Origin of the sequence: Phreatobacter sp. AB_2022a (assembly GCF_026847585.1) — a bacterium.
Taxonomy (GTDB): domain Bacteria; phylum Pseudomonadota; class Alphaproteobacteria; order Rhizobiales; family Phreatobacteraceae; genus Phreatobacter.
In genome coordinates, this window is sequence record NZ_JAPSET010000011.1 from 1 (window position 1) to 20,896 (window position 20,896).

Genomic DNA, 20,896 nt, shown 5'->3' on the forward strand with positions numbered 1-20,896 from the left:
GCGGTCGACGATGACGCCGGCCGGCAGCGAGACGATGAGCCAGGCCGCCGTCTGCGCCGCGACGAGCGCCCCGACGAGGCCGGGGCCGGCGCCGAGCACCAGCAGCGCGGTGACTGGCAGGGCGGCCAGTGCGATCTGGTCGGCCATCTGCACGAAGGCCGAGGTGATCAGGAGGCGGGTGAAGGCGTGAGGTGATGTCGGCGCGGTCATGAGCGGTCTCCATACCCTCCGATCCGGCGCGATCGCGAGGCGTATCATCCGTCCCATGCCGCTGCGCACGTCTAAATCCGTTTCTTGCGCTCAAATGCCGGGCGACTGCCGCATGCCGCGGATCCAGCCGCGGGCGCGCGAGAAACGTGTCCTCGGCATGGCGTGGGGGGGCCGGAAAAAGCGCTTGCGCGAGGCTTCAGGCGATCAGTGCGAAGCGGTCGACATCGACCATGCCGCGGTCCGAGATCTTCAGATGCGGGATGACCGGCAGGGGCAGGAATGCCACCTGCAGGAATGGCTCCTTCAGCGTCACGCCGAGCCCGCGGGCGGCATCGCGCAAGGCTCTCAGCGGCGCGATAAGCTCCTCGTAGGGACGCTCGCTCATCAGCCCGGCAATGGGCAGCGGCAGTTCGGCGCGCACCGCGCCATCCGCGACCACCACGAAGCCGCCGCGGATCGCCACCAGCCGGTTCACCGCCAGCGCCATGTCGCCGTCGTCGGCGCCGACCACGCAGATATTGTGGCTGTCGTGGCCGACCGAGGAGGCGATCGCGCCGCGCCCCAGGCCGAAGCCCTGGACGAAGCCGCGGCCGATATTGTCGTTGATGCCGTGGCGGGCGACGACCGCCACCTTGGCGACGTCCTGGGCGGCATCGATCGCCATGGCGCCGTCCCGCACCGGCAGGGTCAGCGTGAGATGGCGGGTGATGATCTTGCCTTCGATGACGCCGATGACCGGCATGGTCGCACCGGCGGCGGCGATCCGGAAGTCCTCGGCGGTCACGGTGCGCGCCTTCATGCTGTCGAGGCCGACCGGCGCCACCGGCGTCCGGCCCGCATAGGCGCTCTCGTCGACCGGAACGCCGCCCGCGAAGACGGCCGAGACCGCGCAGGCCTCGAGATCGTCGAGCAGCACGATGTCGGCGCGCTTGCCCGGCGCGATCATGCCGCGGTCCCTCAGACCGAAGGCTGTCGCTGCGGTCAGCGATGCCGAACGATAGGCCGCGAGCGGCGGCACGCCGAGCGAAATGGCGGTCCTGATGATGAAGTCGAGATGTCCCTCCTCGGCAATGTCGAGGGGATTGCGGTCATCCGTGCAGAAGGCGAGGAAGGGGGAGGTCTCGAGCGTCAGGAGCGGGGCGAGGGCATGCAGGTCTTTCGAAACCGAGCCCTCGCGGATCAGCACCGTCATGCCCTTGCGGATTTTCTCCAGGGCTTCGTCGGCGCTGGTCGTCTCGTGATCGGTGCGGATGCCGGCGCTCGCATAGGCGTTGAGGTCGAAGCCGCCGACGAGCGGCGCATGGCCGTCGATGTGCCGGCCGGCAAAGGCCTCGATCTTGGCGAGGCAGTCCGGGTCGCGATTGACGATGCCGGGCACGTTCATGAATTCGGCGAGGCCGAGCACCTTGGGGTGGTCGCGATAGGCAAGGAGATCGGCCGCCGTGAGGCGGGCGCCCGAGGTTTCGAGATGGGTTGCCGGCACGCAGGAGGAGAGCTGTACCCTGAGGTCCATCACCGTCCGCGCGGCGCCCTCCAGCATGTAGTCGAAAGCGGCGCGGCCGAGGACGTTGGCGATCTCGTGCGGATCGCAGATCGCCGTCGTCACGCCGTGGCGCGCGACGCAGCGATCGAATTCGAGCGGGGTCACGAGCGAGGATTCGACATGCAGGTGGGTGTCGATGAAGCCGGGCACGGCGATGCGGCCGCGTCCCTCGATCACGCGCGCGCCGCGGTAGGTGCCATAGGTGCCGACGATGGTATCGCCCGATATGGCGATGTCGGTCGCCACCAGGGCGCCGGTGACGAGGTCGTAGAGCCTGACATCGCGGATGACGAGGTCGGCCGGCTCGTCGCCGCGGCCTTGCGCGATGCGCCGGGCGAGCATTGCGCTGTCGATTGACGCCATGATCCTCTCCTGCTTGCGGGGAGGCATCGGCGCCGGCGCTTGCCGCCGCCGCCATGCCTCCACCGGCACCAGGTCAGGCGGCGACCCGAGCGAACTCGAAATGACGGCCGGGCGCCGCCTCGAACAGTGCCTTTGTATAGCTGTGCTGGGGCGACGCGAAGATGTCGACGGTCCTGCCGTGCTCGACCACCACGCCGCTCTTCATCACGGCGATGCGGTCGCAGATCTGCGCCGCGACCCTGAGATCGTGGGTGATGAACAGGACGGCCAGGTCGAACTTCTTCCGCACGTCGTCGAGCAGGTCCAGCACCTGGGCCTGCACCGACACGTCCAGCGCCGAGACCGCCTCGTCCGCGATCAGCACTTCCGGTTCCATGGCGAGCGCCCGCGCGATGCAGATGCGCTGGCGCTGGCCGCCGGAGAACTGGTGCGGATAGCGGTCGAGCGCATCCGGCGACAGGCCGACGAGCTTCATCAGGTCGCGCGCCCGGCTGATCGCCTCGCTTTCGGCCATGCCGAAATTGCAGGGCCCCTCGATGATCGAGGCGCCGACCGAGCGGCGTGGATTGAGCGACCGGTAGGGGTCCTGGAAAACGATCTGGCAGATGCGCCGGTGCTGCCGCAGCTGGCGTTCGGGCAGGACGGCGACGTCGAGGTCGCCGACCCGAATGGCGCCCGCGCTCGGCTCGATCAGCCGGGCGATGCAGCGGGCCACCGTCGACTTGCCGGAACCGGATTCGCCGACGATGCCGAGCGTCTCGCCGCTGCGCACCTGGATGTTCACGTCGGAGGCGGCGCGCACTTCGCGCCCCTTCTTGAAGAAACCGCCACCGCCATAGACCTTGCAGAGATTGACCGTCTCCAGCATGACCGGCCCGGTCTTGTCCTCGCGGTCGGGCGGCGTCAGGGTCGGCACGGCATTGATCAGCATCTGGGTATAGGGATGCTGTGGCCGCTTCAGCACCTCTTCAGCCGTGCCGGTCTCGACCACGCTGCCCTTCTGCATGACCACCACCCGGTGGGCGATCTCGGCGACGACGCCGAAATCGTGGGTGATGAACAGCACGCCGGTGCCACGGCGCTGCTGCATGTCGGCGACCAGCTTCAGGATCTGCGCCTGCGTCGTCACGTCGAGCGCGGTGGTCGGTTCATCGGCGATCAGCAGGGCAGGGTCGAGCACCAGCGCCTGGGCGATCATGATGCGCTGGCGCTGGCCGCCGGAGAGCTGATGCGGGAAGGCATCGTAGAGCTTCGCCGGATCGGGCAGGCGCACTGCGTCCATCACCGCCAGCACCTTCTCCTTGCGTTCGGCGAAGGAAAGGCCGGTATGGATCTCCAGGACCTCGTCGATCTGCTCGCCGCAGGTGATGACCGGGTTGAGCGCGGTCATCGGTTCCTGGAAGATCATCGACATGCGCGTGCCGCGCAGCGCCCTGAGGCGGCTGCCGCTCGCCTTCAGCATGTCCTCGCCTTCGAGCAGGATCTCGCCGCCGACCGGCGTCAGCTGGCCCTTCGGCAGGAGGCCCATGACGGAATGGGCGGTGACCGACTTGCCGGAGCCGGATTCGCCGACGACGCAGACGATCTCGCCCGGATTGACGGAGAACGACACGCCGTCGACGGCATTGGCGCGGTCGCCGCCCTTCGGCAGGCGGACGGCGAGATTCCTGATGTCGAGAACGGGTGCGCTCATCCGCGTTTCTCCATTTTCGGGTCGAGCGTATCGCGCAGGCCATCACCCAGCATGTTCACCGCGAGAACGGTGAGGGCGAGGAAGATGCCGGGATAGAGGATGTTGTGGGGGAACAGGCGGAACAGCTGCCGGCCCTCGGCCATGATGTTGCCCCAGGTCGGAACGTCGGGAGGAATGCCGATGCCGAGGAAGGACAGGATGGCCTCGACCAGGATCGCCGACGCGCAGATGAACGTGCCCTGCACGATCAGCGGCGCGATCGTGTTGGGCAGGATGTGGCGGATGAGCAGCGCCAGGGTCGGCGTGCCAACCGTCACGGCGGCCTCGACATAGGGCTCCTCGCGCACCGACAGCACCACCGAGCGCACGAGGCGCACGACGCGAGGCACTTCGGGCACGACGATGGCGACGATGACGGTCAGGATGCCGGCGCGTGACAGCGACACGAGCGCGATGGCGAGCAGGATGGCCGGGATCGCCATGAGGCCGTCCATCAGCCGCATGATGACGCCGTCCAGCCATCGGAAATAGCCGGCGAGCATGCCGATGATGAGCCCGGCGACCACCGACAGGAGCGCGACGGTCACGCCGATGAACAGCGACACGCGGGCGCCGTAGACGACACGCGAGAAGACGTCGCGGCCGAGCGTGTCGGTGCCCATGTAATGGGTGATCGTCTTGCGGGTGCCGTCGTCGAGCCGGTAGGAGCTCTCGGCCATCGGCACGCGGTTGCGCGCGCCGGGATTGATCGCCGAGGGATCGCTGGTGGCGATCAGCGGCGCGAGCAGGCCGATCAGCACCATGACGAGCACGATCGCGGCACCGGCGATGACGGCGGGATTGCGCTTCAGCTTGCGCCAGACGTTCGGCTTGGCGGGGGCCGGGGCGTCGGCTGCGGCGAGCGGCGTGGTGGTGGCGGGGGCGGTCAATAGCGGATCCTCGGGTCGAAGATCGTATAGGAGAGGTCCACGAGCAGGTTGATCAGCACATAGACGAGCGAGAACAGCAGGATGATCGCCTGGATCACCGGAAAGTCACGGGCGAGCACGGCATCGACGGTCAGCCGGCCGAGGCCGGGGATCGAATAGACGCTTTCGGTGACCACGACGCCGCCGATCAGCAGAGCGATGCCGATGCCGACGACGGTGGCGATCGGCACGGCGGCGTTCTTCAGCGCATGATGGAACAGCACGCGCAGCTCGGTCTGCCCCTTGGCACGGGCCGTGCGGATATAGTCTTCCGACAGCACTTCCAGGACGCTCGTGCGGGTCATGCGCGCGATCAGCGCGATATAGATGACCGAAAGCGTGAAGGCCGGCAGGACGAGGCTCATGAACCAGGGCCAGACGCCGTTCGCCAGGCGCTGGTAGCCCTGGACCGGGAACCAGCTCAGCTTGATGGCGAAGATGTAGACGAGCAGGTAGCCGATTACGAAGACCGGCACCGAAAAGCCGATCACCGAGAAGCCCATCACGATCCTGTCGATCCAGGTGCCCTGCTTGTAGGCCGCGACGACGCCGAGCGGGATGGCGATGATGACCGCGATGATGATGGTCAGGGCTGCGATCGACAGCGTCGGTTCGACGCGATCGGCGATCAGCTCCCAGACCGTCTTGCGGAAGAAGAAGCTCTCGCCGAGATCGCCGCGCAGCATGTTGGCGATCCAGATGAAGAACTGCGACACGATCGGCTGGTTGAGGCCGAGCTTCGTCCTGATCTCGTCGATCTGCTGGGCCGTGGCATTGTCGCCGGCGATGACCGCTGCGGGGTCGCCGGGGGTGAGCCGCAGCATCAGGAAGACCATCACCGCGACGGTGAGCAGCACGGGTATGGTCGAGGCGAGGCGCCGGAGAATATATGAAACCATGTAATACCGATCAGACGCTGAAAAAGAACGAGCGACGAGCAAAAAGAAACGGCAGCCGGCATGGCCGGCCGCCGTCTGCATGCAGGGTCAGGCGCCGCGGCCCTTCTCGATGTTCCACATGATCGGCGCGGGCGCCGGGATCCAGCCGGAGACGTTCGGACGCGTCGCGCCCGGCAGGTACCACTGGCCGAGATGGACGTGGGTTGGGAACTCCGCACAGCGGCGCTGGACCGCCTCGGCGATGCTCTTCTGCTCGGCCAGCGTGCCGGCGCGGGCGAAACGCTGGCGCAGCGCTTCCATTTCCGGATCGTTCGGCCAGCCGAAGGCGGCCTTGTCGCCGGAGGCGTTGAAGAAGCCGGCCATGACCGGATTGAGGATGTCGGCCGACACCCACGAGGTCAGCATGGCGTTCCAGCCGCCCTGGGCCGGCGGATCCTTCTTGACGCGCCGGGCGACGACGGTCTGCCAGTCCATCGACTGCATGTCGACGACGAAGCCGCCGCGCTCGAGCAGTCCCTTGGCGACCGGAGCGAGGTTGGTCAGCACCTGCAGATCGGTCGAATGCAGGAGCACGATCGGCTCGCGGTTGTAGCCGGCCTCCTGGAGCAGCTGGCGCGACTTGGCGAAGTTGGATTCGAGCTTGTCTTCCCAGCCCGCATCGGTCGCCAGCGGCGTGCCGCAGACGAACATCGCCTTGCAGACCTTGTAATATTCGGGATCGCCGATCGTCGCCTTCAGGAAGTCTTCCTGGTTCAGCGCATAGAGCACGGCCTGGCGGACCTTCGGGTTGTCGAAGGGCTTGACCGCGTGGTTGAAGCGCATCGTGTACTGGTTGCCGAGCGGGTTCCAGTCGACGATCTTGATCGAACGGTCGGCCTTGAGCAGCGGCAGCAGGTCGTGGTTCGGCGCCTCGATCAGGTCGATCTCGCCGGCGAGCAAGGCGTTGACCGCCTGCTGCTGGTCGGCGATGGCACGCCATTCCACGCGATTGACCTTGGCGACCTTGCCGCCGGCGAGGCCCGACGGCGGCTCGGAGCGCGGCTTGTAGCCGTCGAACTTGACATAGACCGTCTTGTCGCCCGGGCGCCATTCCTCGCGCACCATTCGGAACGGACCGGAACCGGTGAAGTCCGAGATCTGCGTGTTGGGATCGGTCTCCGCGACCCGCTTCGGCATCATGAAGGGAACGTTGGAGGAGGGCTTGCCGAGCGCGAAGATCAGGAGGCCGGTCGGCTCCTTCAGCTTGATCTGGAAGGTCTTCGGGCTGTTCGCGGTCATGCTCGCGACAAAGGTCAGCACCGTCTGGCCGAGCGCGTCCTTGGCTCCCCAGCGCTTGATCGAGGCGACGCAGTCCTCCGCCGTGACCGGCTGGTTGTCGTGCCACAGGAGGCCGTCGCGCAGGGTGAAGTCATAGGTGAGCTTGTCGTCGCTGACGGTATAGCCTTGCAGCATCTGCGGCTGGATCTCGCCCTTGGCGTCCATGGCCAGCAGCGTGTCGTAGATCATGTAGCCATGGTTGCGGGTGATGTAGGCGGTGGTCCAGATCGGGTCGACGATCTTGAGATCCGAATGCATCACGCAGCGCAGCGTGTCCTGTGCCTGCTGGGCGCTGGCCGTGGAGGGTGCGGCAAGACTGCCTGCCGTTGCGGTGGCGGCGGCGCCGGCCATGACGGTGCGGCGAGATATTTTCATGGACGACATGGCAAAACTCCTCGGAGAATGCGGGTGGGCAGGCTCGGCCACCGGTCAGCGGAAGGGATCAGACGATGCTTGCTGGAGCCAAGTCAATCCCGATCCAGAGGGCCCGTGCGCGTAATTTTGATGCACGCACAGCCCTTAGGCAGACCGCTGATACGACAATCAGACCCGGGCGAAGGGGCGGGCCGTTTCGAAGGCGCGCATGGCTTTGAGGACGAGCGCATCATTGCGCTTGGCGCCGACGATGTGCAGCCCGACAGGCAGGCCGTCGGCATCGAAGCCGCAAGGCACGGTCGCGGCGGGCTGCTGCGTCACGTTGAAGGGAGGCGTGAACGGGCACCAGTCGGTCCATAGCGGTCCCCATTCGCTCTGCCCGGCAAAGCCCGGCGGCGGCAGGTCGGCGCCGAGGGGGATGGCGCCTGTCGGCATGGTGGGCGTCAGTAGCAGGTCGTAGGCCTCGTGGAACTTGGCCATGGCGATGACGGTCTTGGTGCGCCGATAGAGCAGGGCGTCGATGAGCGCCGAGGCCGGGAAGGTATCGCCGGCACGGGCGCAGCCGAGCAGGCCGGGATCCATTTGCTTGCGTTCGGCTTCGTTGAACGCGGAGACGGCGAGAGCGGCGCCCGCATTCCAGATATCCCAGGCGATCGGCGCCGGGTCCTCGATCGGCGGATCGACTTCGTCCACCGTCGCGCCGAGATCCTCGAACACCCGTGCGGCCTCCGCCACCACCTTTTCGACCGTGGGGTCGATCTTGCGCGCGAAGCCGAGCCGCGGTGAATAGGCGATCCTGAGGCCTCTGACCCCGTCCTCCAGGCCGACCGTGAAGTCGGGGGCAGGTGTATTCCAGGCCATTGGGTCGCGCAGATCGGGACCGGAGAGGATGGACAGAAGGCCTGCGACTTCCCCGACCGTCTGGGCGATCGGGCCGAGATGGGCGAGCTCGCTCATCACCGAGATCGGATAGGCGGGAACGCGGCCGAAGCTCGGCTTGATGCCGGCGACGCCGCAGAAGGCGGCGGGAATGCGGATGGAGCCGAGACCGTCCGAGCCGAGGTGGAAGCGGCCGATGCCGAGCGCCGCGGCCGCGGCGCCGCCCGAGGTCGAGCCGCCGGCGGTGCGCTCCTGGTTCCAGGGATTGCGGGTGTGGCCGGTCAGGGGCGAGGAGGACAGGCCGATCCAGCCGAATTCCGGCATGGTCGTCGTCCCGAGCACGACGAGGCCGGCCTCCTTGCAGCGCGCCGTGACCGGCGCGTCGAAGCCGACGGGATCCGCCGCGGCGACCTTCGAACCCTTGCGGCTCGGCCAGCCGGCGACCGCCATATTGTCCTTGATCGTGACGGTGACGCCGTCGAAGCGGCTGAGCGGGGTTCCCTTCAGCCACCGGGCCTCCGCTTCGCGAGCCCAGTCGAGGGTGCGCTTCCGGTCGATGGTGACGAAGGCATTGACCGTTGATTGTGATGCTTCCGCCCTGTCGAGCGCATCGGTCGTTGCTTCGACCGGTGAGAGCTGTTTGCGCCGGAACGCCTTGCCGAGGGCAAAGGCGTCGAGATCGGAAATGCTGCTCATTCTTTTGTCTCCCCTGACATACAGGCTGCCACGATCGAGCAGGGCTGATAAGCCCCCCGGACCGACAAATCCGGCATGACGCACAGGGAATGAGATTATCGGTGAGTGCCAAGAAAGGAGAAAAACATACTCATCTGAGCAGATATTCGCGGATGAGTGTTCTCGCGCGATGCAGGCGTGCCTTCACCGTCTCGCGCGTGGTGGCAAGCGCCGTGGCGATTTCGTCGATGGTCATTTCGTTGATGTCGCGCATCAGCGCCACGGCTCGATAGTGTTCCGGCAGGGCCGCGATGGCGGCGGCGATGTCGAGGCGTATCTCGGGGTCCGGACGGCTTGCGAAATCGCGTTCGAACGCGGCCTCGACTTCGGGCTCCTGTGGCACGAGCCGCGCGCGGCGCGCGAGCCGCAGGCACTCGCGTCCCACGACGACGAACAGCCAGCGCCACACTGCCCCGAGCGAGCGGATGGTCCCGACCTTGCGGGCGAGCAGCCAGAGCGCCTCCTGCGCCGCGTCCTCGGCATCGGCCGCGCCGCGGCAGGCGCGGCGGGCGTAGCGGCGGATATCGGGTTGGGCTTCAGCCAGCACAACGGCGATGGCGGCGCGGTCTCCGCGCCGCGCCGCTTCGAACAAAGGTTCATCGAGGCCTTTCGCCGTCATCGTCCCCGCCTCTGGCCGCGGCCGAGACCTGCTACCGCGCAGAACGGGCAATAGCCGACGATGCCGGTCAATGCGAACACGACGCCGACGGCAGCGCCGGCCAGCCCATAAGGCGGGCCGGCGAGCATATAGGAAGCGGTGGCGCCGCCGAGCCCGAGGGCGATGCGGCTTGCCTGCTGCAGGCTGCCGATATTCTTGCGATAGAAACCCATGATCGTCGTCTCCGGTGCGGCCGCCTCCGCGGTCCTACAGGTCAGAGAGGCCGGCGACGGAACAAGCGGTTCGCGGTCGGTCCGTTTTTTTTGTCCGCATCGGCGGCCCGTCCGAGCGCGGTGCCGCATCCGGTCTCGATCCCTGCCATGTCGGCCATGGCGGGGTTTGCCAATTCCGGCTAGGTTCGCCGCCCGTTTCGACCGATCGATGCCTTCCCATGTCCAAGACCACGCGCGCCACCCAGGTGCTGACCAAGGCCGGGGCCGTCTTCACCGTCCATGCCTACGACTACGATCCCGGAGCCGACCGGATCGGCCTGCAGGCGGCGGACGCCTTGGGCGAGGACCCATGCCGCGTCCTGAAGACCCTGATGGTCGAGGTGGACGGCAAGCCGGTCTGCGTGGTTCTGGCGTCCGATCGAGAGGTTGCCATGAAGAAGCTGGCGGCGGCCGTCGGCGGCAAGGCGGCGAGCATGATGAAGCCGGCCGATGCGGAGCGGCTCACCGGCTATCATGTCGGCGGCATCAGTCCCTTCGGCCAAAAGCGCGCCGTGCCGGTCGTCATCGACGCGGCGGCGCTGGAGGAGACCGCCGTCTATCTCAATGGCGGCCAGCGTGGCTTGCAGATCCGGCTGGACCCGAAGCTGGCGCGCGATCTGCTGAAGGCGGTGGCAGCGCCGGTGGCAGTCTGACGCAAGGTGGAAATCACGCCGCGCCGACCGACAGGATGTGAGCCTTGTCGGGCGGCACGCGGCCATCCAGCACCGCGCGGTAGACGCGCTCGACGGCGGCATGGCCCGCGGCCTTGTCGATCGTGAGCCAGCACGCGGCTTCCGCCGCGAAGGCCTGCCAGGCGTCGGCGAGCCGGGATTTCAGGCCGTCGGCACCCCATTGCCGGCGGCGTGCGACGATATGGTCCGCCGTGAAGAACAGGGTCGGTTGCGGCCCGGGCAGGAGCTCCGCCCCGGCGCGATCGTCGAGCGTTTCCCAATGGGTGAAGCCGACCCGTGCGCTGTGCCTGAGGACCGGGCCGAGACGGTGGTGCACGGCCCGCCGGACCGCCGCATTGCCGGCGATGTCGACATAGACCGTCGGCACGGGCGACAGCGTCGCGATCTCCGCATAGGGCAGGACCGCGTCGTAGGCGCCGTGGCGCCGCACGAACCCGACATGGCCGGCCGAGGTCAGGCCGACGAGCTCGCAGGCGCCGAGAGTCGAGCGCTTGACGAGGAGGGCAAGGCCGAGCGCGGTCTTGCTGGAGGCGCTGGAGATGATGATGCGCCGGGCGCCGAAGCCCCCTTCCTGGGCCAGGAAGGCCGCGCAGAAGAAGGACAGGCTGAACAGCGGCCGCAGCACCAGGTGCAGATCTTCGTCGGCTTCGTCCTGGCCGGTGCGATCAGTCAGCACATATTCGTTGTAGGTCGGCGGCAGGCCTTGCCGGTGGGCCGCGCCATCGACGAAGCGCGAGCCGCGGAGATGATCGGGCCGAAGCCGCAGATGCGAGGCCATCGGCAGGAAGCCGTAGATGCGCGCGCCGACGCCGATCCCCGCTGCGCGCGACGCGGTGACCGTGGCAAAACCCCAGACCGGGATGTATTGCCAGCCGTCCGCGGCCGGAAAGAACCGGGCGAACGGCATAGGCTCGTCGAGCCGGCCATAGGTGATATTGTTGGCGGTGAAGGCGAACTTGTCCGCCGTCACCAGGATTTCGCCAGCCGCGAGATCGCTGGCTTCGGGGGCGGGCGCACGTTCCCACGACCAGCGGCCAAGGTCGTGCCGGCCGACGCGGAAGCCGCTGAACCCGCCATCCCCGCATGGTGCGAGCGCTGGCGCAGCACTCTCGATATCCATGGATCCGTCCTCGCTCCGGCGCGGTCGGCGAGGGTGCCCGCCATCGCGCTGTGCAAGGTTAGGCCAATCCAATATCATGAAGGAAATGCATTGTTTGGATAAGGCGGAATAAGAACTGTGCATCTTTCCCGAGTCGACCTGAACCTCCTCGTCGTTTTCGACACGATCGTCGCCGAAGGCAGCATTACCCGCGCCAGCGAGCGGCTGAACCTGTCGCAGCCGGCCGTCAGCCACGCACTGGCGCGCCTGCGCCAACTCGTCGGCGATCCCCTGTTTCAGCGGCACGGCCGGGACATGATGCCGACGCCGCTGGCGCGCCGGATGGCCGAGCCGATCCGCCGATCGCTGCACGAGCTCGCAGTGACGCTGGCGGCCACCGGCGGTTTCGATCCGGCCAGGGCAACGCGCCGTTTCGTCATCGGCATCCGGGACGTGCGCGAAGGCGTGATCCTGCCGAGCCTGATGGGGCGGATCGCGCGCGATGCGCCCGGTGTCGATATCGCGGTGGTCCGGGCCGGTCGCCGCGACCTCGGCGCGGCGCTCGCCGCCGGCACGCTCGATCTCGCCATCGATGTGCCGCTGCCCCTGCCGGCGGAGATTCGCCGGCTGACCATCGGTGACGAGCGCCTGGCCGTCGTCGCCCGCCGCGGCCACCCGCGGATCGATGCGAAGCTCGACCTTGCCGCCTATCTTGCCGAACAGCACGTCGCGGTGTCGCAGCGCCGCCGCGGCCAGACCGCCGAGGATTTCGAGCTCGGCCGGCGCGACCTCGGCCGGCGCGTGCGGCTGCGCTGCCAGAACTATTTCGCCGCCTGTCAGGTGGTGGCCGAGACCGACCTGCTCCTGACCATGCCCGAGCGCCATGCCGGCCTTCTCAATCGACGCTTCGGCAACCAGATCCTCGCCTTTCCCCTCGATGTCGCGCCCTATGACGTCTGTCTCTACTGGCACGCCCGCGCCGATGCCGATCCGGCCAATGGCTGGCTGCGCGATCAGGTCCTCGCCGCGGCCGGCCTTCCATCGCGCATCAGCGCGCTCGCCGCCGGCGGCGGGCCGCCTTGATTTCGGCGATGCGTTCGGCGTCCTCGACTTGCAGGTGCCGACCGCGCTCCAGGATTTCCAGCGCATATTCCTCGTAGGTCAGGCCGAGACGGTCCGCCTTGTCGGTCCTGAAGCGCACAATATCGGCCGGGACCTTGCGCCAGGCTTCAGCATGGGCGCGTTTCCAGTGGAGAAAGCGGTGAGGGTCGCCCTTGCCCCAGGGCGGACCTTCATAGTCGTCGAGGGGCGGGCCGCCATTGTGCCCGGCATTGGTCGAACGGCCGAAACGCGGTGCCACGGACCATATGGCCTTTCTTTTATAGTGGATGCATTTCCACGATAAGAGATGAGACTGTTCCGATCAATGGCTTTGGTCTGTCCGGCTCGAAAAACCGTACCGCTCATCGCTGGGCGAGCCGGCCTGCGGACGACGGAGCCGGACCGGCGCCGAAGCCTCGCGGACCCGCACGCCGACCATGGAGCGCCGCGTTGTTTCACCTGGCGCAGGCGCTCTGCTGTTGCGGCAGCGCCCCGATCGTCATGCCGGCTCCGGCGCTTGTGCACCGAAGCCGTGCCGGTGGGCGCCGGCCGATGTCACATCTCCATCACCATGCCCTGCGGGAAGTAGCGGAAACCTTCGCCCACCTTGGCGACGTGCCCGATGCCCGGCCAGGCGAAGTGATAGGCGAGGATCGGTGTGCGGTTGGCCGCAAGTGTGGTCAGCATCTTCACCCGCGTCTGCGCCGACTGCTTGGGGTCGGAGTCATAGGCGAACTCTGTCAGTGGCTTTTCCATCAGCAGCACCGGATGATGCGTCAGATCGCCGATGTAGCAGAGCTGTTTGCCGCCGGACTGGATCATGAAGATCGTGTGGCCGGCGGTATGGCCGGGCGCCGAGATCGCCTGGATGCCGGGCAGGAATTCCTGGCCATCGCGGAAGAACACCATGCGATCGCGGTTGGGCAGGAGATTGTGTCTGGCGACCTCGACGAAGGCCTTCAGGGGACCGTTGAGATTCTTCTCGTCGGTCCAGAAATCGAAGTCGATCTGGGAAATATAGTACTGCGCGTTGGGGAAATAGCGCGAGCCGTCCTGGGCGACGCAGCCGCCGCAATGGTCGACATGGGCGTGGCTCATCACCACGGCGTCGATGTCCTTCGGATCGATGCCGGCCTGCTTCATCGTCTGCAGCAGCTTGCCGGTGCTGGGCCCGAACAGCTTGGAAATGCCCATGCCGGTGTCGAACAGCACGAGCCGGTCGCCGGTATTGAGGATCAGGATGTTCTGCTCCAGCACGGCGTTGGAAGTCGGCAGGAAATTGTCGGTGAGCTGCCGGTTCATCTCGGCCGGTGTCAGGCCGGTGAAGTTGGTCGCGGGGTCGCCGAGCGGCAGCGTGCCGTCGGAGACGATGGTCGCCTCGGCATCGCCGAGCTTGAAGCGGTAGAAATAGGGGGCGGGCGTGCCGATCATCGGCGCGCGGGCGAAAGCGGCGTCCGGCCGGATCAGGCCCAGGGCGCCGGCGGCGGCGCCGCCCATCAGCATGTTGCGGCGTGAGATGGACATCAGATCGTTGGACATGTGTTTCCTCGTAAGCCGTTTGTCGTTGCCTCGTTCCACCTGTGCCTTGGCTCTCGTGGTCGCATCCGGTGGTCCGATGCGGCGTTCGAAGGATAGGGCGCGCGGTGTTCAGGGCCGCGCTTCGGCCTCCATGCAGATCCGGCCGCCGGCGTCTTCGGTCCAGGCGGCCAGCGTGCCGTCGGCGCCCCGCGTGCCGGCGATACGGAAGGCAGAGCCGGCGATCAGCGGCGACAGGCCGCGATAGCGGAAGCTTGCGGGCGGGCCGCCGCCGAGCACGGAGACGAGATTGAAGAGGAGCGTAGCCTGGATCGGGCCATGCACCACCAATCCGCGATAGCCCTCGGTGCCGGTGACATAAGGAAAGTCGTAGTGGATGCGGTGCCCGTTGAAGGTCATGGCGGAATAACGGAACAGCAGGACGGGTGTCGCCGCGACGGTCCAGGCAAGGTCCGCCTGGCGCGCGGCCGGAGGCGGTGCGGCCGCGGCGCCGGCCGGGGCCGCGGGGGCCTTGGCTGCATCGCGGTAGACGATGTCGTGCCGCTCGATCACCGCCGGGCCGCGGCCGCCGTCATAGGTGTGGCGCACCGCGACGAAACAGAGCGGCCCCGATCGGCCCTCCTTCACGGTGACGTCCTCGATCACCGAGCGCTTCTCGACGCGGTCGCCGACCTTCAGCGGGCCGCGCGTTTCGATCCTGCCGCCGGCCCACATCCGGTTTGGCAGCGGCACCGGGGGCAGGAAGCCGCCGCGCGAGGGATGGCCGTCCGGGCCGAGCAGGCTCATCGGCGCGATCGGCGGCGCGAGGCACCATTGCAGCGCGAGGGGCGCCTCGCCCGCGCCGACCGGTGCAAGGCAGGCCTCGAAGGTCGCCTGGTATTCGGCGACGAGGCGGGGGGTGACGATGTCCTCGCTGACCTCCGAGCGGCCGATCCAGGTTCTCAGATGGTCGATGTCGACGGTCATGGTCTCGTTTCTCTGATGGACATGCATGAGGGACGGCGCGGCGGCACGGCCGCCGCCCGCGTTGGAGGTCAGACGGTTCGGCCGCCGTCAACGGGGAATTCGACGCCGGTGATGAATTCGGCCTCGTCGGAGGCGAGATAGAGCGCGGCGTTGGCAATGTCGGCAGGGCGCGACATGCGGCCGAGCGGAATGGTCGCAACGAACCTGGCGCGGTTCTCGGGCGTGTCGGGCACGCCCATGAAGGCTTCGAGAAGGCCGGTCTCGCCCATGACCGGGCAGATCGCATTGACCCGGATCTTCCACGGGGCCAGCTCGACGGCGAGCGACTTGGACGCCAGGTTCGCCGCGCCCTTCGAGGCGTTGTACCAGGTCAGGCCCGGCCGTGGCCTGAGGCCCGCGGTCGAGCCGACGTTGAGGATCACGCCGCCGCCATTGTCGCGCATGACCGGCGCGGTCGCGCGCACGAAATGGAAGATCGACTTGACGTTGACGGCGAAGACCCGGTCGAAATCGGCCTCGGTCACCTGCATTATCGGCTGGTTCTTGTGCGTCACCCCGGCATTGTTGACGAGGACCTGTGGCGTTCCGAGGCGTTTGACCGTCTCGTCGACCACGCGCGCGACGTCGCTGCCCGCCGAGACGTCGGCGGTGATGGCGATGGCCTTGCCGCCGATCTCGCGCGCCACCCGCTCGGCGGCATCGCCGCGCAGATCCACGACGGCGACGGCCGCGCCCTCTTCGGCAAAGCGTTTGGCAATGCCTTCGCCGAAGCCGCCGCCGGCCCCGGTGACGATGGCGACCTTGTTGTTCAGACGCATGATCTCTCCTTCAGGTTGGCAAGAGGGGCTCACAGCCCGTGTTTGATGGCGACCGTCTTCGTTGCAGCAAAGCCGTAGAGCGCCTCGAAGCCCTTCTCCCGGCCGTGGCCGGATCCCTTGACCCCGCCGAACGGCAGCTCGACACCGCCGCCCGCGCCGTAATTGTTGATGAAGATCTGCCCCGAGCGGATCCTATGCGCGAGCCTCAGGCCGCGGCCCATGTCGCGCGTCCACACGCCCGCGACGAGGCCGAAGGGCGTGCCGTTGGCGATCGCCGCGGCCTCCTCCTCATCCTTGACGCGCATGGCCACCAGAACCGGGCCGAACACCTCCTGCTGCGCCAGCGGATGGTCCGGCGGCACGTCGCCGATCAGCGTCGGCTTCACGTAGAAGCCGTCCTGCGGCACGTTGCCCGCAAATGCGCCCTCGGCGAGGATCGGCAGCCCGTCGCGGCGCGCCATGGTGAGGAAGGTGTCGACACGCTGCTTCTGCTTGGCGTTGACGAGCGGCCCGAGGTCGAGGTCCTGCGCGGCCGAGCCGACGCGCAGGGCGCGGAAGCGGCCGGCGAGATCGGCCGTGAAGCTGTCGTAGATGCGTTCCTCCACCAGCACGCGCGAGCCGGCGCTGCAGGTCTGCCCGGCATTCTGCGTGATCGCCTTGACGATGGTGGCTGCGGCCTCGTCGAGATCGGCATCGGCGAACACCACCTGCGGCGACTTGCCGCCGAGCTCCAGCGTGACCGGAATGGTGTTGCGCGCGGCGGCGGCCTGGATCAGCACGCCGACCTCGTGGGAGCCGGTGAAGCTGATATGGCCGATGCCGGGATGGCTCGCGAGGGCGGCGCCGGCCTCCTCGCCGAAGCCCGTCACGACGTTGAACGCGCCTTTCGGAAAGCCCGCTTCCTCGGCGAGGCGGGCCAGTGCGAGGGCGGTGAGGCAGGTGTCCTCGGCCGGCTTCAGCACGATGGCATTGCCCATGGCGAGCGCCGGCGCGACCGAGCGTCCGGTCATCTGCAGGGGATAGTTCCACGGCACGATGTGGCCGGTGACGCCGTGCGGCTCGTACACCGTCATGACCGTGTAGCCGTTCTGGAATGGAATGGTGTCGCCGTGCACCTTGTCGGCGGCGCCGGCATAATATTCGAAATAGCGGGCGCAGACGCCGACATCGGACCGGGCGAGCGTGAGCGGCTTGCCGACATCCTCGCTCTCGAGCCGCGCGAGCTCCTCGCCGTCTCGGCGGATCAGGGCGGCGAGGCGATTCATCAGCCGGCCGCGCTCGGCGGCTTCGGTGGCGCCCCAGGCCCCGGCCCGCGCGGCATGCCCGGCCCTGACCGCCCGGTCGACCTCGGCTGCGCCGCAGCGGGCGACATGGCCCGTCACCGATCCGTCCGAGGGATTGATGATCGGAAAGGTGAGGCCGGTCGCAACCCACTCGCCGTCGATATAGGCACGATGAATGGTCATGTCGTTTCACTCCAGATGGGCGGATGCGCGGTCGGCGCATGTCCGGCTGGGTTCCGCGGCGAAGCTGCGGGCCTCAGGCCTGGATCTCTCCGCGTTCGATCACATAGGTCCTGTCGACCAGGCCCTGAAGCAGGTCCGGGCTCGATTCGGTGACAAGGATGGCGACGTCGGGCAGGGCCGCCTTGAGTGCGCCGAGCGCTTCGGCGTACCGCAATGCCAGGGCCGGCGCGAGGCCCTGGAACGGTTCGTCCAGGAGGATCGCCCGGGTGCCCGACATCAAGGCGCGGCCGAGCGCGACCATCTTGCCCTGGCCGCCGGAAAGGCCGGCCGCCTTGCGCGGCGCGAGGTCCTTCAGCTCGGGCAGCAGGGTGAAGACCTGATCGAGCCGGCGGGCCACCTCGGCGCTGCCGAGCCTGAGTACCTGGGCCGGCAGGACGATGTTCTCCGCGACCGTGAAGCTGCCGAACAGCCGCCGCTCCTCTGGCGCATAGCCAACGCCGATGCCGGCGCGGTCATGGGCCGGCATTGTGCGGCAGTCGCGATCGTCGATGACGATCGTGCCCTCGCGCACCGGCAGAAGGCCCATCAGCGCGCGCAGCGTCGTGGTCTTGCCGGCGCCGTTGCGGCCGATCAGCGCGACGCGCCCGCCGGCCGGAACCGTCATCGACAGTCCGCGCAGGACACGCGCGCCGGCAATGTCCACCGAGATCCCGTCAAGCCGGAGCATGGCTGAGCTCCGTCTGCCGGATGCCGATGACGTCGCGCTGCACCGCCGGGTCGGCAAGAACGGTGGCCGGCGCGCCCAGCGCCGCGATGCGCCCCTGGTTCCACACCGCCACCCGGTCGGCGAAACGCGCCACCACGTCCATGTCGTGCTCGACGAAGACGGCGGTGACGCGGGCGTCCCTGAGCACGCGCACGAGCGTTTCGACGATCGCCATCTTCTGGGCGGCGGCAACGCCGCTGGTCGGTTCGTCCATCAGGATGACGCGCGGCTTCAACGCCACCGTCATGGCGATGTCGACGAGCTTGCGTGCCCCTTCGTTCAGCGCGTCGGCGCGCCGCCCGGCGAGGTCCGCGAGGCCGAAGCGCTGGAGGATGTCGTAGGCCTCCTCCCGGTAGGCCGGGCGCAGCAGGTCGCGCAGCGCCGACCAGATCGACTGGCGCGCGGCGACCGCCAGCGCGACATTCTCCAGCACCGTATGCTCCGTCATCAATTGCGGCAGCTGGAACGAACGGCAGATGCCGAGCGCCACGATGTCGCGCGGCTTCATGCCGAGGATCGGCCGGCCGTCGAAACTGATCTCGCCGGCCTGCGGCTTCAGATAGCCTGTGGTCATGTTGATGAAGGTGGTCTTGCCGGCGCCGTTCGGGCCGATGATCGCCAGGAACTCGCCGTCCTGCACGTCGAGGTCGATGCCGTCGGCGGCCTTGACCCCGCCAAAGGCCAGCTTCAGTCCGCGGGCCGACAGCAGCACGCTCATGATGTGCCCCCTTCGGTGCGACTCCGGCGCTCGGCGAGCGGGCGCAGCATGCCCCAGAGGCCTCCCGGAGCGAACAGGATGACCAGGAGCAGGACGATGCCGAGGATCATCTGCCAGCCGTCGGCGGCGAAGGCGGCCGCGTAGACGCGCGTCAGCTCATAGGCGACCGCGCCGAGGAAGGGGCCGAAGACGCTTGCCGAACCGCCGAGGATCGCGATGAACACGAGTTCGCCGGAGGTCGTCCAGTAGGCGAGCGAAGGCGTGACCTGGCGCGTCGCGAGCGCCAGGATGAAGCCGCCGCAGCCGGCGAGCAGTGCCGAGAGGACATAGGCCGCCAGCAGGACCAGGCGGGCGGGAACGCCGAGGAATTCGAGCCGTGCTTCGCGTGTCTTGATCGCGGCGAGGGCCTGGCCCATCGGCGAGCTGAGATAGATCCGGACGAAGCAGCCGAGGCCGAGCGCAAGGCCGAGGGCGAGGATCAGCACGATCCAGTTCTGCGTCTCCACGGACGGCTGGAACCCGGCGAAGGTGACGGGCGCGAGGCGAATGCCGTCCGTGCCGCGCGTGATCGCGTAGAATTTCTCCAGCAGCGAATAGAACACCATGCTGAGCGCGAGGTTGAGCATGCCGAAGAAGATCTCGCGGTAGCGCATCACGAACAGGCCGACGACGAGGCCGGTCGCGGTCGCGGCGAGCGCGGCGAGCGGCAGCAGCAGCAGGACTTCGGGCACGACCGGCGCGAGAAAGGCGGTCGCATAGGCCGAAATCGCCAGATAGAGAGCATGGCCGAAGCTGACCTGGCCGGCACGCAGCAGCAGCAGGATGCCGGTCACCGCCATGCCCTTGGCGACCGCGAGCGTCAGCACGAAGCGCAGCCATGGCACGCTCCAGGCGATCAGCAGGATGAGCGCGGCGGCGGCGAGCGCCAGAAGGAATTCGGTGCGGCGCGTCATATCCGTCGCGCCTCCGTGACGCCGAACAGTCCCTGCGGCCGGACCAGCAGCACCGCCACCATGATGAGGTAGGGCACGACCACTTCGAGCTCCGGCTCGAGATAGACGGCGAGCGACCGGCCCATGCCGATCAGCAGCGAGGCGATGGCGGCGCCCTCGACCTGGCCGAGGCCGGCGGTGGCGACGACGGCAAACGACAGGACGATCGTCTGGGCGCCGATGCCGGGCACCAGCGAGGCCGTGGGCGAGGCGAGCGCGCCGCCGAGCGCGGCGAAGATGGTGCCGAGCGTGAAGGTGAGGAGCGCGATCCGCGAGGCGTTGATGCCGATGGCCCGCGCGGCCTCGCGGTCGGTGGTGACGGCCACCAGCATGCGGCCGAACAGCGTCCGGCGCAGCGTCCACATCAGCCCGGCGAGGGTCAGGATGGCGACGCCGGGCAGGAGGTAGAGCTGATAGGCGTTGAACGGGATGACATCGCCGGCGAAGGGGATATCGACCGTGCCCATCAGCTTGACGGGGGCGTCGGAGACCACCGGCTGCACGCCCCAGACGAGCTTCTGCGCGTCTTCCAGGATCATGAACAATGCGAAGGTGACGAGCAGCTGCAGCACCGGCTCGCTGTTCTCCGTCTGACGCACGAGACGCTCGATCGGCGGTCCGAGAATGACCCCGACGAGTGCCGCCGCCACCACCAGCATGGGCAGGGAGAGCCAGCCCGGCAGGCCGCGCGCCGCGACCGCGAGGCCGAGCGAGGCCGCGGCATAGCCGCCGATGGCAAAGAAGCTGCCATGGGCGACGTTCAGGACGCGCAGCACGCCGAACACCAGGGTGAGGCCCACCGCGACCATGAAGATCGCGGCGGCCGACGACAGGCCGTCGAGCACGGCGAGGCCGAGCATGAAGGCATTGTCGGAGAACCAGCTCGCCAT

20 protein-coding genes and 1 pseudogene are annotated in these 20,896 nt (G+C 68.0%); 2 read left to right on the forward strand and 19 right to left on the reverse strand.

The annotated features are described in order from the left end of the window. The 9 genes and pseudogenes from OZ671_RS09890 to OZ671_RS09930 form a co-directional block, all read right to left on the reverse strand. Window positions 1–210, reverse strand: a pseudogene (locus OZ671_RS09890) (MFS transporter); the annotation flags it as partial. A 196-nt stretch (window positions 211–406) separates the two neighbouring features. Further along, window positions 407–2,116 carry an adenine deaminase gene (gene ade / locus OZ671_RS09895; protein ID WP_268860605.1) on the reverse strand — a complete coding sequence of 570 codons (1,710 nt, stop codon included), beginning with the start codon at window positions 2,114–2,116 and terminating at the stop codon, window positions 407–409. 73 nt (window positions 2,117–2,189) lie between these two features. Beyond that, window positions 2,190–3,809 (reverse strand): ABC transporter ATP-binding protein, encoded by a 1,620-nt coding sequence (locus OZ671_RS09900; protein WP_268860606.1) that lies wholly within the window; start codon window positions 3,807–3,809, stop codon window positions 2,190–2,192. Beyond that, window positions 3,806–4,738 (reverse strand): ABC transporter permease, encoded by a 933-nt coding sequence (locus OZ671_RS09905; protein WP_038309903.1) that lies wholly within the window; start codon window positions 4,736–4,738, stop codon window positions 3,806–3,808. Before OZ671_RS09905 ends, OZ671_RS09900 begins: the two co-directional genes overlap by 4 nt. Next, window positions 4,735–5,676, reverse strand: a complete 942-nt coding sequence (locus OZ671_RS09910) for an ABC transporter permease (RefSeq protein WP_268860607.1) — start codon at window positions 5,674–5,676, stop codon at window positions 4,735–4,737. Before OZ671_RS09910 ends, OZ671_RS09905 begins: the two co-directional genes overlap by 4 nt. An 87-nt stretch (window positions 5,677–5,763) precedes the next feature. Then, window positions 5,764–7,377 carry an ABC transporter substrate-binding protein gene (locus OZ671_RS09915; protein ID WP_268860608.1) on the reverse strand — a complete coding sequence of 538 codons (1,614 nt, stop codon included), beginning with the start codon at window positions 7,375–7,377 and terminating at the stop codon, window positions 5,764–5,766. A gap of 159 nt (window positions 7,378–7,536) precedes the next feature. Beyond that, window positions 7,537–8,943 carry an amidase gene (locus OZ671_RS09920; protein WP_268860609.1) on the reverse strand — a complete coding sequence of 469 codons (1,407 nt, stop codon included), beginning with the start codon at window positions 8,941–8,943 and terminating at the stop codon, window positions 7,537–7,539. A 130-nt stretch (window positions 8,944–9,073) separates the two neighbouring features. Beyond that, window positions 9,074–9,601, reverse strand: coding sequence for an RNA polymerase sigma factor (locus OZ671_RS09925; protein WP_268860610.1), 528 nt, complete (start codon window positions 9,599–9,601; stop codon window positions 9,074–9,076). Beyond that, complete coding sequence (locus OZ671_RS09930; RefSeq protein ID WP_268860611.1) at window positions 9,598–9,813, reverse strand: YgaP family membrane protein; 216 nt, start codon at window positions 9,811–9,813, stop codon at window positions 9,598–9,600. Before OZ671_RS09930 ends, OZ671_RS09925 begins: the two co-directional genes overlap by 4 nt. Before the next feature lie 218 nt (window positions 9,814–10,031). Here OZ671_RS09930 and ybaK point away from each other — a divergent pair, with 218 nt between their 5' ends. Next, entirely contained in the window at window positions 10,032–10,505 is a 474-nt protein-coding gene (gene ybaK, locus OZ671_RS09935) for a Cys-tRNA(Pro) deacylase (RefSeq protein WP_268860612.1), read from the forward strand. Window positions 10,506–10,518: 13 nt separating this feature from the next. On the opposite strand, the gene OZ671_RS09940 is transcribed toward ybaK, so the two are convergent. Beyond that, window positions 10,519–11,664, reverse strand: a complete 1,146-nt coding sequence (locus OZ671_RS09940; RefSeq protein ID WP_268860613.1) for a DUF2855 family protein — start codon at window positions 11,662–11,664, stop codon at window positions 10,519–10,521. Between the two features lie 117 nt (window positions 11,665–11,781). Between OZ671_RS09940 and OZ671_RS09945 the strand changes: the two genes are divergently transcribed. Then, window positions 11,782–12,726, forward strand: a complete 945-nt coding sequence (locus OZ671_RS09945) for a LysR family transcriptional regulator (RefSeq protein WP_268860614.1) — start codon at window positions 11,782–11,784, stop codon at window positions 12,724–12,726. On the opposite strand, the gene OZ671_RS09950 is transcribed toward OZ671_RS09945, so the two are convergent. From OZ671_RS09950 to OZ671_RS09990, 9 genes are all read right to left on the reverse strand, one after another. Beyond that, on the reverse strand, window positions 12,692–13,003 hold the full coding sequence (locus OZ671_RS09950) for a hypothetical protein (protein ID WP_268860615.1): 312 nt from the start codon (window positions 13,001–13,003) through the stop codon (window positions 12,692–12,694). The two genes, OZ671_RS09945 and OZ671_RS09950, sit on opposite strands and share 35 nt — an antisense overlap. Window positions 13,004–13,299: 296 nt before the next feature. Then, the gene (locus tag OZ671_RS09955; RefSeq protein ID WP_268860616.1) at window positions 13,300–14,283 is read right to left on the reverse strand and encodes an MBL fold metallo-hydrolase; all 984 of its coding nucleotides are present in this window, start codon (window positions 14,281–14,283) and stop codon (window positions 13,300–13,302) included. A gap of 108 nt (window positions 14,284–14,391) precedes the next feature. Beyond that, window positions 14,392–15,246 (reverse strand): FAS1-like dehydratase domain-containing protein, encoded by an 855-nt coding sequence (locus OZ671_RS09960; RefSeq protein ID WP_268860617.1) that lies wholly within the window; start codon window positions 15,244–15,246, stop codon window positions 14,392–14,394. Window positions 15,247–15,314: 68 nt separating this feature from the next. Next, window positions 15,315–16,064, reverse strand: a complete 750-nt coding sequence (locus OZ671_RS09965) for a glucose 1-dehydrogenase (RefSeq protein WP_268860618.1) — start codon at window positions 16,062–16,064, stop codon at window positions 15,315–15,317. Between the two features lie 29 nt (window positions 16,065–16,093). Then, the gene (locus tag OZ671_RS09970) at window positions 16,094–17,530 is read right to left on the reverse strand and encodes an aldehyde dehydrogenase family protein (protein ID WP_268860619.1); all 1,437 of its coding nucleotides are present in this window, start codon (window positions 17,528–17,530) and stop codon (window positions 16,094–16,096) included. 73 nt (window positions 17,531–17,603) lie between these two features. Continuing rightward, complete coding sequence (locus tag OZ671_RS09975; RefSeq protein ID WP_268860620.1) at window positions 17,604–18,257, reverse strand: ABC transporter ATP-binding protein; 654 nt, start codon at window positions 18,255–18,257, stop codon at window positions 17,604–17,606. Continuing rightward, complete coding sequence (locus OZ671_RS09980) at window positions 18,244–19,014, reverse strand: ABC transporter ATP-binding protein (RefSeq protein WP_268860621.1); 771 nt, start codon at window positions 19,012–19,014, stop codon at window positions 18,244–18,246. Before OZ671_RS09980 ends, OZ671_RS09975 begins: the two co-directional genes overlap by 14 nt. Further along, window positions 19,011–19,967, reverse strand: a complete 957-nt coding sequence (locus OZ671_RS09985; RefSeq protein ID WP_268860622.1) for a branched-chain amino acid ABC transporter permease — start codon at window positions 19,965–19,967, stop codon at window positions 19,011–19,013. Before OZ671_RS09985 ends, OZ671_RS09980 begins: the two co-directional genes overlap by 4 nt. Further along, the gene (locus OZ671_RS09990) at window positions 19,964–20,896 is read right to left on the reverse strand and encodes a branched-chain amino acid ABC transporter permease (RefSeq protein ID WP_268860623.1); all 933 of its coding nucleotides are present in this window, start codon (window positions 20,894–20,896) and stop codon (window positions 19,964–19,966) included. Before OZ671_RS09990 ends, OZ671_RS09985 begins: the two co-directional genes overlap by 4 nt.

What these genes read in the sequence shown, in the direction of transcription:
- OZ671_RS09940 (WP_268860613.1), bottom strand. Translation starts at nt 11,664, where the DNA reads ATGGATATCGAGAGTGCTGCGCCAGCGCTCGCACCATGCGGGGATGGC.
- OZ671_RS09975 (WP_268860620.1), bottom strand. Translation starts at nt 18,257, where the DNA reads ATGCTCCGGCTTGACGGGATCTCGGTGGACATTGCCGGCGCGCGTGTC.
- OZ671_RS09900 (WP_268860606.1), bottom strand. Translation starts at nt 3,809, where the DNA reads ATGAGCGCACCCGTTCTCGACATCAGGAATCTCGCCGTCCGCCTGCCG.
- OZ671_RS09985 (WP_268860622.1), bottom strand. Translation starts at nt 19,967, where the DNA reads ATGACGCGCCGCACCGAATTCCTTCTGGCGCTCGCCGCCGCCGCGCTC.
- OZ671_RS09910 (WP_268860607.1), bottom strand. Translation starts at nt 5,676, where the DNA reads ATGGTTTCATATATTCTCCGGCGCCTCGCCTCGACCATACCCGTGCTG.
- OZ671_RS09920 (WP_268860609.1), bottom strand. Translation starts at nt 8,943, where the DNA reads ATGAGCAGCATTTCCGATCTCGACGCCTTTGCCCTCGGCAAGGCGTTC.
- OZ671_RS09955 (WP_268860616.1), bottom strand. Translation starts at nt 14,283, where the DNA reads ATGTCCAACGATCTGATGTCCATCTCACGCCGCAACATGCTGATGGGC.
- OZ671_RS09925 (WP_268860610.1), bottom strand. Translation starts at nt 9,601, where the DNA reads ATGACGGCGAAAGGCCTCGATGAACCTTTGTTCGAAGCGGCGCGGCGC.
- ade (WP_268860605.1), bottom strand. Translation starts at nt 2,116, where the DNA reads ATGGCGTCAATCGACAGCGCAATGCTCGCCCGGCGCATCGCGCAAGGC.
- OZ671_RS09915 (WP_268860608.1), bottom strand. Translation starts at nt 7,377, where the DNA reads ATGTCGTCCATGAAAATATCTCGCCGCACCGTCATGGCCGGCGCCGCC.
- ybaK (WP_268860612.1), top strand. Translation starts at nt 10,032, where the DNA reads ATGTCCAAGACCACGCGCGCCACCCAGGTGCTGACCAAGGCCGGGGCC.
- OZ671_RS09990 (WP_268860623.1), bottom strand. Translation starts at nt 20,896, where the DNA reads ATGGCGAGCTGGTTCTCCGACAATGCCTTCATGCTCGGCCTCGCCGTG.
- OZ671_RS09960 (WP_268860617.1), bottom strand. Translation starts at nt 15,246, where the DNA reads ATGACCGTCGACATCGACCATCTGAGAACCTGGATCGGCCGCTCGGAG.
- OZ671_RS09980 (WP_268860621.1), bottom strand. Translation starts at nt 19,014, where the DNA reads ATGAGCGTGCTGCTGTCGGCCCGCGGACTGAAGCTGGCCTTTGGCGGG.
- OZ671_RS09930 (WP_268860611.1), bottom strand. Translation starts at nt 9,813, where the DNA reads ATGGGTTTCTATCGCAAGAATATCGGCAGCCTGCAGCAGGCAAGCCGC.
- OZ671_RS09970 (WP_268860619.1), bottom strand. Translation starts at nt 17,530, where the DNA reads ATGACCATTCATCGTGCCTATATCGACGGCGAGTGGGTTGCGACCGGC.
- OZ671_RS09965 (WP_268860618.1), bottom strand. Translation starts at nt 16,064, where the DNA reads ATGCGTCTGAACAACAAGGTCGCCATCGTCACCGGGGCCGGCGGCGGC.